Genomic DNA, 17051 nt, shown 5'->3' on the forward strand with positions numbered 1-17051 from the left:
GCTTCACAACAGGCGCCGATACCTGCCCTGTGAGCTAAATCATAAAACTGCCGTGTCCTTGGTCTACCCGTTGCAGCCCCATAGGCCTAGGGTATTAATTGTCAGATTGACAATTAATAAGGACGTGGACGCCATGGACGCACTACTGGACTGGATGAACGCCCCGGCAGCGGATCTGCTCGGAGCACCCGTCAGCTGGATAGAAGTTATCGGGTTTGTCACCGGCGCGGCCTGTGTCTACGGCGTCGCGCGGCAGCGGGCGTGGAACTGGCCCATCGGCATCGTCAACAATGTGGCCTTTATGATCCTGTTCTTCGGTGCCGGACTCTACGGCGAAACCCTGCTGCAGGCCGTGTTCGCTGCGGTCTCCGTCTACGGGTGGTACAACTGGGTCCGCGGAGCCAGGGAGACCGACTCCACCGGGGACCTGCCGATCCGGGACGCCAGCCGGACAGAGCTTGCCGGCGGGATCGGGGCGGTAGCCGTGGCCACGGTGGCCATAGCCATGATCCTGACCCATGGAACCGACTCCCAGGTTCCCTGGCCCGATGCCTTTGTCCTCGCCGCATCGCTTCTGGCAACCTACGGGCAGGCCAAAAAGATCTTCCAGCACTGGTACGCCTGGATTGTCATCGACCTGGTCAGTATTCCGTTGTACTTCTCCCGGGGCCTGAATCTCACCGCAATCCTGTACATCGGCTTCCTGGCCCTTTGCATCTACGGGCTCATTGATTGGAAGCGCACACGCAATGCGGCGGCCCCTGCCGCCGCTGCGGGAAGGGTTCCGGCATGAACCGCTTTGGGCAAGGCGTCGTTATCGGCAAGTTCTATCCGCCCCACGCCGGTCACAGGCACCTGATCGCCCGGGCTGCGGAGCAGTCAGTCCGGCTGGCCGTCGTGGTGCTGGGCAGCCGGTTTGAGAGCATCAGCATTGAGGACCGGGTGAAGTGGCTCGCCGCCGAATTCGACTCGACAAACGTCAGTGTCATCGGGATGCCCGACGACGCCCCTGTGGACTATTCCTCGGCGGCCATGTGGAAGGCCCACAACGAGTCGCTTCGGCTGGCCCTGAAGATGCACGGCATCACCTCGGTGGATGCGGTCTTCAGCTCGGAGGAGTACGGCGGGCAGCTCGCCGGGGACTTCGACGCCGTCCATGTGCCGGTGGATCCTTCCCGCAGTACCCACCCGGTCAGCGGCACGCTCTGCCGCGATGACCTTGCGGCCGCCTGGCCCGGCATCATCGAACCCGCCCGGCAGGACCTGGCCGTGCGGATCATCGTGGTTGGAGCACAGTCCACCGGCACCACCACCCTTGCCCGTGCCCTGACGGCGCACTACCGCCCCCGCTATCCCGGGATTGCCGACGTTCCGGAATACGGCCGGCAGTACACCTATGACAAGTTCGCCGCGACACAGGCTGCCAAGCCCGGGGCAGGGCTTTCCGACATGGTTTGGACTGCCGGGGACTTTGCCCATATCGGTGAACGCCAGAACCAGCTGGAAAATGACGCAGCGGCCCGGTGCCCCCTGGTCATCGCCGACACCGACGTCATCACCACCGCGCTGTTTGAACGTGTCTACATTGGCGAACAGAGCTACGGCTCCTACCACGCCGTCGAGCAGCTGCCCCGGCGCGACCTGTACCTCATCACGGACCACGACGGCGTTGCCTTCGAGGACGACGGGTGGCGGGAAGCCGAGCACCCCCGGGAAGAGATGACGGAGTGGTTCAAGGAAGAGCTGACCGCGGCCGGACATTCGTGGATCCTGGTTTCGGGAGACCATGCCGAACGCCTGGCTACGGCCGTCCGGATCATTGATCTGATCATCGAGGAGCGGAACCGGTTCACGTCCCCGCCGTGGGCCACCCGCACGGTACTGGCGGGAGTCTGATGTCGAACGAAGAAGACCGGTTCCTGAAGGATTACGACCCGCGGGCCTACCCGTCGGTTGCCCTGGCCGTGGACCTGGTGGTGTTCGCCGTCGCCCAGGGAACGCTGTACACGGCGATGGTCCGCCGCGACGGCCGGCCATGGCAGGGAGCCCTGGCCCTGCCCGGGGGGTTTGTGGGGCCGGAGGAAGATGCCCTGGAGGCAGCCTGGCGCGTGCTGCGGGAAAAGACCGGCCTGGACCTGGGGGAGCACCGCGCCCACGTTGAGCAGCTCGCAACCTTCAGTTCGCCCCGGCGGGACCCGCGTATGCGCGTGGTGTCGGTTGCGCACCTGACCCTGCTGGCAACCGACGGCAGGACGCTGCCGGTTCTGAGTGCCGGAACGGAAACCGCAACTGCGCAGTGGATGCCGGCGTACGGGGTGCTCGCCAACGAAAAGCCGGCCTTCGACCACCAGGACATCCTCTCGGCGGCCGCGGAACGCCTGGCCGGAAAAATCGAGTACACGCTGACCGGCGCAAAACTGCTGCCGGAGGAGTTCACCCTGAATCAGCTGCGCCGCGTCTATCAGGCCGTGTGGAACGTCCCCAAGCTCGATCCCGGGAACTTCACCCGGAAAATGACGGGCGCGCTGCACGATACCGGGCGCAAGGCTCCCCGGGCCAAGGGTGCACCGGCCACGGTCTACACCGTTGCGGACGAGCACCTGAGCCCGCCCCTGGTCCGGCCCGTGCGGGAGACCTAGTCGCAGCCCCTGTCCGGAAGCCCCCGAACGGCAGCCGTTGAGGGGCGGGTTATGGCAGGCTGGGCGCATGAGCAATGGACCTTCTGTGCCGAGCGGACGGGGCCCGTCGCAGCGGGATTCAGGTGATGCCTGGACGACGGCGCCGGACGGCCAGCGCTATTGGGGCCGGTTCGGCGCGGCGGGGCTGCTTGCCTTTGATCCGCAGCGCGGAGTCCTGCTCCAGCACCGGGCAGGCTGGAGCCATCACGGCGGAACCTGGGCGCTGCCCGGAGGCGCCAGACACAGGAACGAATCCGCGCCGGCTGCTGCTTTGCGTGAGGCCGCGGAAGAAGCCGGAGTGCCGCCGGCGTCGATCCGGCCGCGGATGATGAGCGTCCTGGACCTCGGTGTCTGGACGTACTCCACGCTGCTGGGGGACGTGGTGCAGGCCTTCGAACCGGTGATCAGCGATCCCGAGAGCCTGGCCCTGGAGTGGGTGCCGGTGCCGCAGGTGACGTCCTTCCCCCTGCACCCGGGGTTCGCACGGTCCTGGCCGCGTCTGCGGGCCCTGCTTCAGATCCGGCCGGTCGTGGTGGTGGACGCAGCAAACGTCATCGGCTCGGTCCCGGACGGATGGTGGAAGGATCGTGCCGGCGCTGCCGCCCGGTTGCTGGCCGCGGTCGGGGACATGCAGGCGCGCGGGATGCCGGGACCGGTACTGGGACTCGCGGAAGAACTCTGGTTCCCCGAGTTCGTGGTGGTGGTGGAAGGGGAGGCGCGTGCGGTGGCCGAGCCGGAGCTGCCGGTCCGGGTGGTCCGGGCACAGGGATCCGGCGATGACGCCGTAGCCCTGCTGGCCAAGGAGCTGGCCGCCGGCGGACACCGTGTCACGGTGGCCACCAGCGACCGGGAACTGGCCGGACGCAGCCGCGGGGCGGGCGCGACGGTCATCGGTGCGGGCCTGTTTCGCGAACTGCTCGGGTACTAGCGGACGTCCTTGGGCACCGGTGATCGTTCTCACCGGCGAACGGCCAACAGGCTACCGGCGTGCGGTCCCCGCGGGGCGGGAAACCATGCCTGGCTGCTGCCCGGCAGCGGTTCTCCGCGCGGTGCCGCGCAGCAGGATTCCAGCCACGAGGAGGGCCTGTCCGGCGCAGTACGTCAGCATGACCATGCCGCTGGTCCACTCCGGCATTGCCTCCGGCATGAAGATCCGGAAGGACAGGATGGTATCCGAGGCCAGGAACAGGAGTCCGCCGGACGCAACCACCCAGCCGCAGCGGGCCGCCGTCGCCGCCGTTCCGGCCAGCACGATTCCGTACGCTGCCACGGCCGACGCCAGGGAGCCGAGGGCCGGCCACAGTGCCGCCAGCATGGCTACCCACCACAGCGGAAACACCAGGGCCCAGCGGGGGAAGGGCCGGTCTGCGACGTATCGGGCCATGAGCCAGATGTAGCAGATATGGGCGATGCCGAAGGAAGCGAGCATTACCGGAAGTTCCGGGGCAAAGGGGAAAAAGGTTGCCGCGCCATCCCCGAACCAGGAGAACAGCAAGGCCGCCAGCAGCAGGGCTGCCGGCACCGCGACAGAGCGGCTTCCATGCGTCCCCAGCGTCCGGAAGCCCCATAGTGCGGCGACGGCCAGCAACGGCATCAGGGTCAGCTTGGTCGGATCTGCTATTTCGGCTGCCCCGGCGAACCGCGCTCCCACATGGATCACGGAAAGGACAATAAACGGCAGGAAACCCCACCACCATCCCCGGGCGCGGGAAGGGGTCCGGTCAGCGAGGGGCATTGATGTCATGAAATTTCCTTTGGCTCGGGCTGCCCCCATCCTAGGCGGCGTGCTGCCGAATGCCGGGCAGGCGGCGCGGTTCCAGACGCTGCGCGTCAGGGCCCCAGCACCCGGTCGAGATAGGCGTTGGCAAAAACCCGGTCCGGATCCATCCGGTCCCGGACGGTCAGGAAATCCGTGAAGCGAGGATACCGTCCGGCCAGGGCCGGCGCGGCAAGTGAATGCAGCTTGCCCCAATGGGGCCGCCCTCCGTGGGCCAGCATGACCTCTTCCACGGCGTCGAAGTATTCCCGGTAGTCCTCCCGGTAATACCGGTGTACGGCAATATAGGCCGTGTCGCGGCCGTGGGCAGTGGACAGCCACAGGTCATCGGCGGCCGCCCAGCGGACTTCCACCGGAAACGAAATCCGCCACCGGCGCTCGCGGACCAGCCGCTGCAGAGCCGTGAAGGCCGCCTCCAGCCGGGTTGCGGGCAGGGCGTACTCCATTTCCCGGAACCGCACGGTGCGCCGCTGCGTAAATACCCGGTTTGACGCGTCCGCATAGTCCCGGCCGCCCAGCAGCCGGGCGGCCGCGCGGTTCACTGCCGGGATGACTGCCGGCGCTGCGCGGCCCGCAGTGCAGGTGGCACGGAAGACGGTGTTGGAGAGCAGGGTCTCATCCAGCCACCGGGCGGCGGGGGACAGCGGCCTGCGCTGTGCTGTGCCGGGCAGCCGGGTGTTGGTTTTGGTGGCTGCTCGGTCTGTGTGCGGAAACCAATAAAACTCGAAATGGTCTGCCGCTTTGACCCGGTCCGCAAGCCCCGCCAGGACTTCCGCCAATGGTTCGGACCGTTCTTCGGCGCGGAGCACAAAGGCAGGGACACACTGCAGGGTCACCTCGGTGATCACCCCCAGTGCCCCCAGTCCCAGTGCGGCGGCCGGAAGCAGAGGATCGCCGCGGTCCAGCGTCAGCAGGCCGCCGTCGGGCTGTACCAGGGTCAGTCCGGAGACCTGGGTGGCGAGTCCGCCGAACGCCGAACCGGTGCCGTGCGTGCCGGTGGAAATGGCACCGGCGAGCGATTGCCGATCAATGTCGCCGAGATTCGGCATGGCCAGCCCGTAGGGCGCCAGCAATGCCGGGACCTGGTGCAGCCGGGTGCCGGCCCGCAGCCGTACCCTGCCCGTGCCGGTGTCCGCGCTGACCAGTCCCTGCAACCGGTCCAGGTTTAGCTGAACTCCGTCGGCGGCTGCTATGTCCGTAAAACTGTGTCCGGCTCCCACCGCCTTCACCCGCAGCCCGGCCGCTGATGCCCGCGCCACGCTGCGCTGCACGTCAGCCGTTCCGGCGGGGTGCTCCACTCTCAGCGGGGAAACGGTGATGTTCCGTCCCCAGTTTCGCCACTCGCGCCTGCTCACAGGAACGCCTTTCCCTCGCCGCGGTAGGTGGGCAGCACGCCCACCACTTCTCCGGCCTCCACCAGATGGTATTCGTTGACGTGTTCGGCCGGCTCGCCGCTCTTGGCATGGCGGAACCAGACCCGGTCCCCGGGACGCAGGGACCGTGCCTCGTCGCCGCGGAGGGGGGTCTGTACTTCGCCCGCCCCTTCACGCGGCAGCAGGCGCAGTCCGCGGGGCCAGACGGGCGTCGGGACGCGTGATGCACCCGGGGGTCCGGAACCGATCCACCCTCCGCCCAATACCGTGGCCGTGTCCGGCGCGGGCCGGCGCACGACGTCGAACGCGTAGGCTGCCGCGGGGGCGGGGGAGAAGGAACGGTAGGTATCAAAGAGGTGCCCGGCGAAAAGCCCGGATCCCGCGGTGATTTCGGTGACCGATGAATCCCGGCGCGTTGCATCCACCGAGCCGGTACCGCCGCCGTTGACGAATTCCAGATCGGCCAGCTCCCGCAGCCGGCGGGCGATCAGGCTGCGCCGCACGGCCAGCTCCGCCATGGACCGGGACTGGATGCGGCGCATCAGGGCATTCACCGGCCGGGCACCGGGCACCGCGTCGCCCACTCCGGCGACCTGCGCTTCGTACATCATCAGGCCCACCAGCTGAAAACCCGGACGCTCCGCTATCCGGGCCCCCAGCCCGACGGCGTCGTCCGGGCGGTGCAGGGGCGAGCGGTGGGTCCCGACAAAGCCCAGGAGCGGGGCACGCCAGGAGGCGTCCGCATCCAGGCAAATCCGCACGGGCGGGCGCCGCCCCGGCGGAACCATCGAATCCACCAGATCCAGCTGGGCTTCATCATCCACCATCAGCGTCACCCGGGCAGTGAGCCGTTCATCTCCCAGCAGGAGACTGAGCGAAGCACGGTCCGTGCTGGGGTAGCCCACCAGGACGTCGTCGCAGGTCTCCGCCAGCCACAACGCCTCCGCCAGCGTGTAGGCAAATACGCCGCGGAACCCCGGATAGTGCAGCAGGGACTCAATCACGCCGCGGACACGCAGCGATTTGCTGGCGATCCTGAGCGGGACACCGTCGGCGCGCCGGAGCAGGTCAGCCGCATTAAACCGCAAAGCCTCCATCCCCAGCACCGCCACGGGGGCCGGAAGCCCGGCTGTCGCATCGGCGAGGGAAGGCCAGTACGCTGCAGGATCCAGCCAGGGCCGGTGTGTGCTGCTGCTTCCGTGCGCCGGGGGCGGAAAAAGCCGCACTCCGCCTCCTGCGCTGACATCGCCGCCCATGCTCAGGTCCTCCTCCGTCCGGAACAGTTTGGAACAGCCTAAACGCGCTTTCCCCCGGCGCGGATAACGACCACGCGGACGTGCGCGAAGTCAAGAAGGGACGCGGATAACGGAAAGGTCACAGCGAAACACCAGCAATCCGGGTTAGGGTGGTCACATCTATAGAACGAATCCGTTCGATACATCGGCTGGGAAGTCGCAGACGACCAGAAGGCCGAATGAGCATAACCGCACCCCCCACTGCAGCCGTAAATGAAGAACCCAGTGAAAAGAAGCCCCGCCGGACCAGTATCACCAGCACCTATTCCGGACTGCTCAAAGCCGTCCGTGACGAGGGCCTGCTGAAACGCCGGCGGTCTTTCTATATCACCACCGCCGTGTTCCTGTTCGCCGGGCTTATTGCCGCGGCCACGGGATCGTTCTTCATTGGAGAAAGCTGGTTCCAGCTGCTGATCGCCGCCGCACTGGGCATTCTCCTGACCCAGCTCGCTTTCATTTCGCACGAGGCCTCGCACCGCCAGGTGTTCGAATCCGGCCCGGCCAATGACCGGGCAGGCAGGTTCCTGGCCAACGCAGTGGTGGGTATCAGCTACCAGTGGTGGATGAATAAGCACAGCAGGCACCATGCCAACCCGAATACCGTGGGCAAGGATCCGGATATCGAGATGGACACCATTTCCTTCCTGCCCGAGCAGGCGGCCCGGCAAAAGGGCTTTATGGCCTGGTTTGCCCGCCGGCAGGGATGGCTGTTCTTCCCGATCCTGATGTTTGAAGGCATCAACCTGCACGCCACCTCCCTCCGGCACCTGTTCTCCAAGCACGCGGTCAAGGGCCGCGTCGGAGAGATCACCGTTGTCCTGCTGCGGCTGGGCCTCTACCTGGGCGCTGTTTTCTTCTTCCTTCCGGTGGGCATGGCGTTTGCGTTCATCGGCGTTCAGATGGCCGTTTTCGGCGTGTACATGGGAGCTTCCTTCGCCCCGAACCATAAGGGCATGCCGATCATTCCGAAGGATTCCAAGGTGGACTTCCTCAGCCGGCAGGTACTGACCTCGCGCAACATTGTGGGCCGAGGCATGAACAGCCTGATGGGCGGGCTGAACTACCAGGTGGAGCACCACCTGTTCCCCAGCATGCCCCGGCCGCACCTGGCCCGGGCCAGTGAACTGGTCAAGGAACACTGTGCCAAGCACTCCATTCCCTATACGGAAACCACCCTGCTGCAGTCCTACGGGATTGTGGTGAAGTATCTGAACCGGGTGGGCCTTTCCGCCCGGGATCCGTTCGACTGCCCGGTCACGGCGAAATACCGCGTCTAGCGCAGGAAAGCCAATGCGGCCGCCGGAAACGGCGGCCGCCCGTTTCTGACAGACTGGGAAAATGGCACACAACACCTCGGACCAGTCCACCGGAAAAACCCCGGTGGCCCATCTCGGTATGCGCATGGAGGATTCGCTGCACGCGTGGCGCGAGGAGCATGCCCGAAAGCGCGGGGATGTACAGACCGTCCTGCCGTTCACCGGCTACGGTTCCACCACCTGGGTACGGGTGCTGGGCCGCGTGATCCTGGCCAAGCCCGGATATTTCCGCGGAAATGAAAAGTCCATGGCGTCCAAGGCGATTGCCGACGGTATCCGGGGCTGGCGCAACTTCATGAGCCCTCCGGTCAATAAAGCCACCGTCACCGTTCAGGTAGGAGACAGCAAACACGTCGTCACCGCGGACCGCGGCGGAGTCGTCGATGTTGTCCTGCCCGCGCAGATGGAGCCCGGCTGGACCACCGTGACCCTTCAGTCCGAGGACGGAGAGGCGACGGTGGCGCCGGTCTATGTGGTGCATCCGGACACCAAGGTGGGCGTGGTTTCCGACATTGACGACACCATCATGGTCACCGCCCTGCCGCGGCCCATGCTGGCGGCCTGGAATACCTTCGTACTGGATGAACACGCACGCACCCCCACCCCGGGCATGGCCGTGATGATGGACCGCCTGGCCCGAGAGAATCCTGTGGGTCCGGTCTTTTACCTCTCCACCGGAGCATGGAACGTGGCGGCGACACTGACCCGGTTCATCACACGGAACCTTTACCCGGCCGGGCCCCTCCTGCTCACGGATTGGGGTCCCACCACCGACCGCTGGTTCCGCAGCGGCCAGGCGCACAAGCGGACCCAGCTGGCCCGCCTGGCGGAGGAGTTCCCGGACGTTAAGTGGCTGCTGATCGGCGATAACGGCCAGCATGATGAAGAGATCTACGCCGCGTTCGCGCAGGAGCATCCCGACAAGGTGCGCGCTATTGCCATCCGCCAGCTGTCGGCCGGGGAAGCAGTCCTGGCCGGCGGCCGGACCGGCCGTCCGGGCGAGACCCCGGTTGACGTGCCGTGGATCTACGCCCCGGACGGGGCCGGAATGTCACGGCAGCTGGCCGAGCTGGGGCTGCTCACCGGGACCGAGTAGGACGGACGGCCCCGGGCCGCCGCGGCGTCAGGCCAGGTCCGCCTTGGTGACCGTCAGTTCCCACACCGTGCCTTCGGTTCCGGTGGCCGTAATCTGCAGCTTCCGCTCACCCGTCCCCATGTCCTGTTCCAAGCCGCTGATGTCCAGGGTGGTGGTGTGGCTCAGGCCGTTATCCATGGGGCAGGTCATCTCCACAAAACCGATCCGCGCAACCTCTACCCTGATGCTGTCCTCCCGGTCGCATGCCACTTCGAACTCGAGGGCCTCAGCATCCGTGGTGAGTCCCTCGACTGTCAGGGAGCCGGGTGCGCCGTCTTCGTTGGTTTCGATCCGGGTGACGAGCGGGCCCCTGTCCGGGGCAGGAGTACCTGTCACCGATCGGGTTTGCTCTGTCACCGGGACTTCAGTGGCGGCGGCGTCCTTGGAACGGGTGTCTGTCTCCATTCCGGAACATCCGGAGACGGCCATGACGGTCACTGCCATGGCGGCGAATATCGTGCCGGTACTCGTGTGTATTTTCGCTGGCATTTGGTTCCCCCTGTATCGGGAGGCCCACCATGAATGTCTGCCCGGGTTCCCGGGCGGCCGACCCCAACGGATGGTGCATTTACTTTCCACTATGTAGTGCGAGTCTGCCACTATGCGGAAAAGTGTCAACCGTTGCCTGCGGACGCAGGGTTTCCGAGGGGCGTCCTTCCCAGTGCCGCCGCGGGATTACGGCGGAGACGGAATTGTCCCGCAACTTACCCTTCGGCCACCGTAGCGATGACCCGCAGGATCCGGCGGAGGTCCATGGCCATTGCCGCAGTGGCATCGACCGGGCTGTCAGCGGAACCCGAGGTGTTGACCAGGCGCACCAGCTCTACCAGGGCCTTGGTTGCCGCAGCGTGCTCCTCGCTTTCGGGGTCCCAGACCTCCACGGCTTCCGCGCACGCCGTCACGGCCTTGGCCAGCGGCTCCGACAGGGTGGCGGGCACTGCCACGTTCTCCGGGTTGCGCCAGATGGCGTCGGTCAGCACATCGGTCATGTCCTTGACGTGGGCTGTTGCGCGTTCCATCGCCCGCAGGGCGCGGTAGTCGGCGTCGAAGTCGCGCCGGTATTTGCGGCTGCGGATGTTCCCGTGCCGGCTGCTGTCGGCCAGTTCCACGGCTTCCCGGACCTCGCCGGCAAGGCTGTCCAGTTCGCTTTCGCGCCGGGACCATTCCTCATGTTCCGGCGGCCAGGTTTCCTGCAGCGCGCTGCCCATGTCCCGCAGTTGCCTGGCGAGGGACCGGCGCAGCGACACGAGTCCGTTCACGACGCCGTTCAGGTGCAGGGGAGGGAACACGGTGGCGTTGACCACCAGCCCGACGGCGACTCCAACCAGCATCTGCACGGTGTAGCCGAAGGAATAACCGTCCGGATCATCACCGCCCAAGACCAGGACGAACAGTGCGGCAATCGGTACGTAGTCCCGGCCGGAGGCACCCAGATAAGGCAGTCCGGCCAGCAGGACGCCGAGTCCCACGATTACGGAAATGGTCAGCACGTTCGGGGTGCCGAAGAGCAGCGCGCCCAGAGCCAGGGCCATGCCCACCACCAGCCCGGCCAGGGTTTGCAGGCCGGTGCGCAGGGAACCGAAGACGGTGGGATACATGCTCACCAGCGCGCCCAGCGGCGCGTAGTACGGGTACTGCGAAGCCACCCCGGGAACATGCGGGGCGAGGGTCCAGGCAATGCCGACGGCGATGGCTGCCTTCAGCGCGAGCTGAAGGCGCGTGTAGCGCAGGAATCCGGTGACCCGGTTGGTAACGGCACTGAATGACCGTTTGGAAAGGGACTGTTCGCCGGTGGTCATTAAGTCAGTATTGCCTCGGTAGGGGCCGGAAGACGATTTTTTAGCTGCTCCGGGCGCCGGATGTGGGCATCGGCACAATACTCCGGCTGCCCAGGACATCGGCCAGCCGGTCCAGGAACAAACGCACCTGGACGTTCTGTTCGTGAATGAGCAGGGCGAAGATGCTGCGGGCCAGCCGGATCTCCGGCACGTCCAGCACGACCGTGCCCGCGGGCCGGTTCAGCATTGCCAGTTCCGGCACCAGTGCGGCGCCCAGGCCCGCTGCGGCCATGGCAAGGCTGGCATTGAAGTCATCGCACCAGGCGGAGACCTGGGGATGCAGGCTGCAGCTGGCAAACAGCCGCTCGATCACCAGGGCATCCGGCGTGCCGGGATGATGCATGATCCAGGGCATGCCGGCGAGCTGCTCGGCGGTGACTTCCGCGCCGTTGCGGATGCCCCAGGACTCCGGCAGCACCACCCTGAAATTGTCGTCCCCGAGCCACTGGCGGCTGATGGTGGAGGGCCACGCGAGTCCACCCTGCCCCACCTGGTAGACCAGCGCGACGTCGAGGTCCCCGCCGGAGCGCAGCCCCTGGATAGTCTGGGCGGGTTCGGCGACGGAGAGTTTCAGGGTGATACCCAGCTCACGCCAGCCGGGGGAGGAAAGCAGTTCCGGCAGGGCAAAGGTGGCGAGGCTGGGGAAGATGCCCAGCCTCAGTTCGTGCCCGGTGTCCTGCCCGGTCCGCGCGGCGGCGGCCAGCAGCGCGTCCATGTCCGTCAGCACCTTCGCCGCGTGCCGGGCCATCACGACGGCGGCTTCCGTGGGGGATGCCGTGCGGGCAGAGCGGATAAACAGCTGTGTCCCGGTGTCCCGCTCCAGGGCGGACATCTGCTGGGATACCGCAGAGGCGGTGTACCCCAGCCGCAGGGCCGCAGCGGCGAAGGAGCCGGTACGGAGCACCTCAAGGAGGGTCTTCAAATGGATCGGGTTCACCATGCCAGCTCCTTCTTCCCCGCCCTGGGGGCACCGACCACAATATCTAGTGTTCGGGGGCACTAGAGACGACACGCCCACGGTACGCGACACGCAAGGATCTTGCCGATCTCGTCACATGTGCATCGCGTTCTGCACAGGCTGTGGAGAACCCGGCCGGAACCGCGAAAACCTCACGAATATCGCGGCAATCCCTGTGCACAAACTGTGGACGGAGGCCCCCTGTAATGACATACTTGTAATACATCATGTGGGGGTTCCCCCTAGGGGTGCGCACTAGATGTAGTGTCTGGGCATGTAACTGGATGTAGTATCTAGGAACAGACTTCGAGCTTCACGGAAAGCTTCCGCATCACCGCAGAAACGCCGCAGAAAACAGACTTCACCAGCTACAGCCAGCAATCAAAACCCAGCAACAGAACAGCTTTTACAGCTTCACTAGGGGAGACCAGACCATGACCGTTACGGTTTACACCAAGCCCGCCTGCGTACAGTGCAACGCCACCTACCGTGCCCTCGATAAGAAGGGCATCGTGTACCAGAGCGTGGATATGTCACAGGACCCCGAGGTCCTTGAGCGCGTCCGCTCCATGGGCTACATGCAGGCCCCCGTTGTCGTCACCGAGCAGGACTCCTGGTCCGGCTTCCGCCCCGACAAGATCGAAGAGCTGGCCCAGGCGCAGGTTTCCTCCGTCGCCTAAGAATCCCCGGGCCCCGCCCACGGTTTCCCTTAGCAGCACCTCGCATCACCGCACCACCCGCGCAAAACCCGTCAGGAGCGCAGCAACCATGACACTGGGGATGGCAGATCAGGCCGGTATTCCGGCAGGTACATCCGCAGGGGAGAGGCATCCGGAAACGGACGCGTCCCTGATTTACTTCTCATCGGCCTCCGGTTACACCCGCCGCTTTGTACAAAAGCTCGGGGTTTCCGCGGCCCAGCTTCCGCTCCACACCCCCCAGCCCACGCTGCTGGCCCGCCAGCCCTATGTGCTGCTGCTCCCCACCTACGGGGGAACGGCGGCGCAGCCGGGGGCCGCGGCCAAGGGGGCCGTGCCCAAACAGGTCATCAAGTTCCTGAACAACGAGCACAACCGCTCCCTGATCCGGGGAGTGATCGGAGCGGGCAACACAAACTTCGGGGACTCCTACTGCCTCGCGGCGGACATCATCGCCGTGAAATGCCAGGTCCCCGTGCTGTATCGATTTGAACTCACGGGCACGTCCGAGGACGTCGCCAAGGTTAACGAAGGATTGGAAAAGTTTTGGACACATCAGTCGCAGAAGCCGGCATGACAGCCTCCAAGGAGCTCCCCGAGGCTTACAAGGACCTGGGCTATCACGAGCTCAACGCCATGCTGAACCTGTACGGCAAGAACGGCGAGATCCAGTTCGACGCCGATCGCGCTGCTGCGCGCCAGTACTTCCTCCAGCACGTTAACAACAACACGGTCTTCTTCCACGACCTGGAAGAGAAGCTCGAATACCTGGTGAAGAACGAGTACTACGAGCGCGAGACGCTCGACCAGTACTCCATGAACTTCATCAAGGACCTCTACCAGCGTGCCTACAAGAAGAAGTTCCGTTTCGAGACCTTCCTGGGTGCGTTCAAGTTCTACACCTCGTACACGCTGAAGACCTTCGACGGCAAGCGTTACCTGGAACGCTACGAGGACCGCGTGTGCATGGTTGCCCTGCACCTGGCCCGCGGCGACGAGAAGCTGGCCGTGCAGATGGTGGATGAAATCATCGAAGGCCGCTTCCAGCCGGCCACCCCCACCTTCCTGAACGCCGGCAAGGCCCAGCGCGGCGAGCTGGTCTCCTGCTTCCTGCTGCGCATCGAAGACAACATGGAGTCCATCGGCCGCTCCATCAACTCCGCCCTGCAGCTCTCCAAGCGCGGCGGCGGCGTGGCCTTCGCACTGACCAACATCCGCGAGGTCGGCGCACCAATCAAGCAGATCGAGAACCAGTCCTCCGGCGTCATCCCCGTGATGAAGCTGCTCGAAGACAGCTTCTCCTACGCCAACCAGCTCGGTGCCCGCCAGGGCGCCGGTGCCGTGTACCTGCACGCCCACCACCCGGACATCAACCGGTTCCTCGACACCAAGCGTGAAAACGCTGACGAGAAGATCCGCATCAAGACCCTGTCCCTCGGCGTCGTCGTTCCGGACATCACCTTCGAGCTGGCCAAGCGGGACGAGGACATGTACCTGTTCTCCCCGTACGACGTCGAGAAGGTCTACGGCATGCCGTTCTCCGACATCTCGGTCACCGAGAAGTACTACGAGATGGTGGACGACGCCCGGATCAAGAAGACCAAGATCCGTGCCCGCGAGTTCTTCCAGACCCTCGCCGAGATCCAGTTCGAGTCCGGCTACCCGTACATCATGTTCGAAGACACAGTGAACCGTGCCAACCCGATCGACGGCAAGATCATCATGTCCAACCTGTGCTCGGAAATCCTCCAGGTCTCCGAGCCCACCACGTACAAGGATGACCTGTCCTACGACGAGACCGGCAAGGACATTTCCTGCAACCTCGGCTCGCTGAACATTGCCAAGACCATGGATTCCCCGGACTTCGGCCGGACCATTGAAACGGCCATCCGCGCGCTGACCGCCGTCTCGGATATGAGCCACATCGGCTCCGTTCCGTCCATTGCCAAGGGCAACGACCAGTCCCACGCAATCGGCCTGGGCCAGATGAACCTGCACGGCTACCTGGCCCGCGAGCGGGTCCACTACGGCTCCGAAGAGGGCATCGACTTCACCAACATCTACTTCTACACGGTGGTCTACCACGCCGTGCGGGCCTCGAACCTGCTCTCCATTGAGACCGGCCGCAAGTTCGCCGGCTTTGAGCGGTCCAAGTACGCCACGGGTGAGTACTTCGAGAAGTACATCAACTCCGAATGGGTGCCGCAGACCGAGCGTGTGCGCGAACTGTTTGCCGGCGTGAAGATCCCGACCCAGGCTGACTGGGCCGAGCTGCGGGATTCTGTAATGGCCCACGGCATCTACAACCAGAACCTGCAGGCCGTGCCGCCCACCGGTTCGATCTCCTACATCAACAACTCCACCTCCTCGATCCACCCGGTGGCGTCCAAGATCGAGATCCGCAAGGAAGGCAAGCTGGGACGCGTGTACTACCCGGCGCCGTACCTGACCAACGACAACCTGGAGTACTACCAGGATGCGTACGAAATCGGTTACGAGAAGATCATCGACACCTACGCCGCTGCCACGCAGCACGTGGACCAGGGCCTGTCCCTGACCCTGTTCTTCAAGGACACCGCCACCACCCGCGACATCAACAAGGCGCAGATCTACGCCTGGCGCAAGGGCATCAAGACCATCTACTACATCCGCCTGCGCCAGCTCGCCCTGGAAGGCACCGAGGTTGAGGGCTGCGTTTCCTGCATGCTGTGAGGCCTGCATCCACCGCACTCCCTCCCCGGAACTTTTGAAGACAAGGATTTATCTATGACCGAGAAGCTGAAGCTGATCGACCACGTGCAGGCGATCAACTGGAACCGCATCCAGGACGAGAAGGACGTAGAAGTGTGGAACCGCCTGGTCAACAACTTCTGGCTGCCGGAAAAGGTGCCGCTGTCCAACGACGTCCAGTCCTGGAACACGCTCACCCCCGAAGAGCAGCAGCTGACCATGCGCGTGTTCACCGGCCTGACCCTCCTGGACACCGTCCAGGCCACTGTCGGCGCCGTCTCACTGATCCCCGATGCGCTCACCCCGCACGAGGAAGCGGTCTACACGAACATTGCGTTCATGGAGTCCGTCCACGCCAAGAGCTACTCCTCGATCTTCTCCACCCTGGCCTCCACCAAGGAGATCGACGAAGCGTTCCGCTGGTCCACGGAGAATGAGAACCTGCAGAAGAAGGCGCAGATTGTCACCGAGTACTACCGCGGCGATGATCCCCTGAAGCGCAAGATCGCCTCCACCCTGCTGGAGTCCTTCCTGTTCTACTCCGGCTTCTACCTGCCGATGTACTGGTCCTCCCGGGCCAAGCTGACAAACACGGCCGACCTGATCCGCCTGATCATCCGTGATGAGGCCGTGCACGGCTACTACATCGGCTACAAGTTCCAGCGCGGTCTGGAGACCCTGCCGGAGGAACGCCGGCAGGAGCTGAAGGACTACACGTACGAGCTGCTCTTCGAGCTGTACGAAAACGAAGTCCAGTACACGCATGACCTTTACGACGGCGTCGGCCTGGCTGAGGATGTCAAGAAGTTCCTGCACTACAACGCCAACAAGGCGCTGATGAACCTGGGCTACGAGGCCATGTTCCCGTCCACCCTGACGGACGTGAACCCGGCGATCCTGTCCGCTCTCTCTCCGAACGCGGACGAGAACCACGACTTCTTCTCCGGCTCCGGTTCCTCCTACGTGATCGGCAAGGCCGTGAACACGGAAGACGACGACTGGGACTTCTAGTTCCGTAGTTCCACAGCACAAGCACTGGCGCCGCGGCGGGCCCTCCAAGGACCGCCGCGGCGTTTTGCTTTAATCGCCGTCGTTCTGCACCGCCACACCGGCTGCCTATGGACGCGGTTGCCCCGTCCGGCCTAGTCTTCCGCACCATGACCGAAGAACAGCTGAGCCGGAAAACCGAACCGCCGCCGGTCGGCTGCCTGCGGCGAATGCTGGTGGGGGAGGACCCTCCGGACGGGCCGCTC

The 17051-nt window shown here is 64.9% G+C and carries 16 protein-coding genes; 10 read left to right on the forward strand and 6 right to left on the reverse strand.

Going from position 1 to position 17051, the window contains the following annotated elements; genetic code table 11:
- Window positions 1-106: 106 nt before the first annotated feature.
- The 4 genes from pnuC (at window position 107) to AC5RTS_RS11510 (ending at window position 3606) form a co-directional block, all read left to right on the forward strand.
- Window positions 107-793, forward strand: a complete 687-nt coding sequence (gene pnuC, locus AC5RTS_RS11495) for a nicotinamide riboside transporter PnuC (RefSeq protein ID WP_493992155.1) — start codon at window positions 107-109, stop codon at window positions 791-793.
- The gene (locus AC5RTS_RS11500; RefSeq protein ID WP_493992156.1) at window positions 790-1896 is read left to right on the forward strand and encodes an AAA family ATPase; all 1107 of its coding nucleotides are present in this window, start codon (window positions 790-792) and stop codon (window positions 1894-1896) included. The genes pnuC and AC5RTS_RS11500 overlap by 4 nt, the downstream gene beginning before the upstream one ends.
- The gene (locus AC5RTS_RS11505) at window positions 1896-2639 is read left to right on the forward strand and encodes an NUDIX hydrolase (RefSeq protein ID WP_493992157.1); all 744 of its coding nucleotides are present in this window, start codon (window positions 1896-1898) and stop codon (window positions 2637-2639) included. Before AC5RTS_RS11500 ends, AC5RTS_RS11505 begins: the two co-directional genes overlap by 1 nt.
- A gap of 67 nt (window positions 2640-2706) precedes the next feature.
- Window positions 2707-3606 (forward strand): NUDIX domain-containing protein, encoded by a 900-nt coding sequence (locus AC5RTS_RS11510; protein ID WP_493992158.1) that lies wholly within the window; start codon window positions 2707-2709, stop codon window positions 3604-3606.
- Between the two features lie 51 nt (window positions 3607-3657).
- On the opposite strand, the gene AC5RTS_RS11515 is transcribed toward AC5RTS_RS11510, so the two are convergent.
- From AC5RTS_RS11515 to AC5RTS_RS11525, 3 genes are all read right to left on the reverse strand, one after another.
- Complete coding sequence (locus AC5RTS_RS11515) at window positions 3658-4422, reverse strand: lysoplasmalogenase family protein (RefSeq protein ID WP_493992159.1); 765 nt, start codon at window positions 4420-4422, stop codon at window positions 3658-3660.
- Window positions 4423-4508: 86 nt separating this feature from the next.
- A complete protein-coding gene (locus AC5RTS_RS11520) occupies window positions 4509-5810 on the reverse strand; it encodes a D-arabinono-1,4-lactone oxidase (protein WP_493992160.1) in 1302 nt (433 codons plus the stop codon).
- Entirely contained in the window at window positions 5807-7084 is a 1278-nt protein-coding gene (locus AC5RTS_RS11525; protein WP_493992161.1) for an amino acid deaminase/aldolase, read from the reverse strand. The genes AC5RTS_RS11520 and AC5RTS_RS11525 overlap by 4 nt, the downstream gene beginning before the upstream one ends.
- 218 nt (window positions 7085-7302) lie before the next feature.
- Between AC5RTS_RS11525 and AC5RTS_RS11530 the strand changes: the two genes are divergently transcribed.
- Window positions 7303-8400, forward strand: a complete 1098-nt coding sequence (locus AC5RTS_RS11530; protein WP_493992162.1) for a fatty acid desaturase family protein — start codon at window positions 7303-7305, stop codon at window positions 8398-8400.
- Window positions 8401-8461: 61 nt separating this feature from the next.
- Window positions 8462-9535 carry an App1 family protein phosphatidate phosphatase gene (locus AC5RTS_RS11535; protein WP_493992163.1) on the forward strand — a complete coding sequence of 358 codons (1074 nt, stop codon included), beginning with the start codon at window positions 8462-8464 and terminating at the stop codon, window positions 9533-9535.
- 27 nt (window positions 9536-9562) lie between these two features.
- On the opposite strand, the gene AC5RTS_RS11540 is transcribed toward AC5RTS_RS11535, so the two are convergent.
- The 3 genes from AC5RTS_RS11540 to AC5RTS_RS11550 form a co-directional block, all read right to left on the reverse strand.
- Window positions 9563-10063, reverse strand: coding sequence for a hypothetical protein (locus tag AC5RTS_RS11540; protein ID WP_493992164.1), 501 nt, complete (start codon window positions 10061-10063; stop codon window positions 9563-9565).
- 215 nt (window positions 10064-10278) lie between these two features.
- A complete protein-coding gene (locus AC5RTS_RS11545; protein ID WP_493992165.1) occupies window positions 10279-11373 on the reverse strand; it encodes an FUSC family protein in 1095 nt (364 codons plus the stop codon).
- Window positions 11374-11413: 40 nt separating this feature from the next.
- On the reverse strand, window positions 11414-12352 hold the full coding sequence (locus tag AC5RTS_RS11550; RefSeq protein WP_493992166.1) for a LysR family transcriptional regulator: 939 nt from the start codon (window positions 12350-12352) through the stop codon (window positions 11414-11416).
- Between the two features lie 452 nt (window positions 12353-12804).
- On the opposite strand from AC5RTS_RS11550, the gene nrdH reads away from it, so the two are divergent.
- The 4 genes from nrdH (at window position 12805) to nrdF (ending at window position 16809) form a co-directional block, all read left to right on the forward strand.
- Window positions 12805-13050 (forward strand): glutaredoxin-like protein NrdH, encoded by a 246-nt coding sequence (nrdH, locus tag AC5RTS_RS11555; RefSeq protein ID WP_493992167.1) that lies wholly within the window; start codon window positions 12805-12807, stop codon window positions 13048-13050.
- 100 nt (window positions 13051-13150) lie between these two features.
- Window positions 13151-13645 carry a class Ib ribonucleoside-diphosphate reductase assembly flavoprotein NrdI gene (gene nrdI, locus AC5RTS_RS11560; protein WP_493992203.1) on the forward strand — a complete coding sequence of 165 codons (495 nt, stop codon included), beginning with the start codon at window positions 13151-13153 and terminating at the stop codon, window positions 13643-13645.
- Window positions 13642-15780 (forward strand): class 1b ribonucleoside-diphosphate reductase subunit alpha, encoded by a 2139-nt coding sequence (gene nrdE / locus AC5RTS_RS11565; RefSeq protein WP_227901617.1) that lies wholly within the window; start codon window positions 13642-13644, stop codon window positions 15778-15780. Before nrdI ends, nrdE begins: the two co-directional genes overlap by 4 nt.
- Window positions 15781-15834: 54 nt before the next feature.
- Window positions 15835-16809: a class 1b ribonucleoside-diphosphate reductase subunit beta gene (gene nrdF, locus AC5RTS_RS11570; protein WP_227901618.1), complete on the forward strand. Its 975-nt coding sequence runs from the start codon at window positions 15835-15837 to the stop codon at window positions 16807-16809.
- Window positions 16810-17051: the final 242 nt, after the last annotated feature.

This window comes from Arthrobacter sp. MDT1-49-2, assembly GCF_059090185.1.

Coding starts and splice junctions, on each gene's coding strand:
- AC5RTS_RS11545 (WP_493992165.1), bottom strand. CDS start 11,373: ATGACCACCGGCGAACAGTCCCTTTCCAAACGGTCATTCAGTGCCGTT.
- AC5RTS_RS11535 (WP_493992163.1), top strand. CDS start 8,462: ATGGCACACAACACCTCGGACCAGTCCACCGGAAAAACCCCGGTGGCC.
- AC5RTS_RS11525 (WP_493992161.1), bottom strand. CDS start 7,084: ATGGGCGGCGATGTCAGCGCAGGAGGCGGAGTGCGGCTTTTTCCGCCC.
- AC5RTS_RS11550 (WP_493992166.1), bottom strand. CDS start 12,352: ATGGTGAACCCGATCCATTTGAAGACCCTCCTTGAGGTGCTCCGTACC.
- nrdH (WP_493992167.1), top strand. CDS start 12,805: ATGACCGTTACGGTTTACACCAAGCCCGCCTGCGTACAGTGCAACGCC.
- AC5RTS_RS11515 (WP_493992159.1), bottom strand. CDS start 4,422: ATGACATCAATGCCCCTCGCTGACCGGACCCCTTCCCGCGCCCGGGGA.
- AC5RTS_RS11505 (WP_493992157.1), top strand. CDS start 1,896: ATGTCGAACGAAGAAGACCGGTTCCTGAAGGATTACGACCCGCGGGCC.
- AC5RTS_RS11510 (WP_493992158.1), top strand. CDS start 2,707: ATGAGCAATGGACCTTCTGTGCCGAGCGGACGGGGCCCGTCGCAGCGG.
- AC5RTS_RS11530 (WP_493992162.1), top strand. CDS start 7,303: ATGAGCATAACCGCACCCCCCACTGCAGCCGTAAATGAAGAACCCAGT.
- nrdE (WP_227901617.1), top strand. CDS start 13,642: ATGACAGCCTCCAAGGAGCTCCCCGAGGCTTACAAGGACCTGGGCTAT.
- AC5RTS_RS11540 (WP_493992164.1), bottom strand. CDS start 10,063: ATGCCAGCGAAAATACACACGAGTACCGGCACGATATTCGCCGCCATG.
- AC5RTS_RS11500 (WP_493992156.1), top strand. CDS start 790: ATGAACCGCTTTGGGCAAGGCGTCGTTATCGGCAAGTTCTATCCGCCC.
- nrdF (WP_227901618.1), top strand. CDS start 15,835: ATGACCGAGAAGCTGAAGCTGATCGACCACGTGCAGGCGATCAACTGG.
- nrdI (WP_493992203.1), top strand. CDS start 13,151: ATGGCAGATCAGGCCGGTATTCCGGCAGGTACATCCGCAGGGGAGAGG.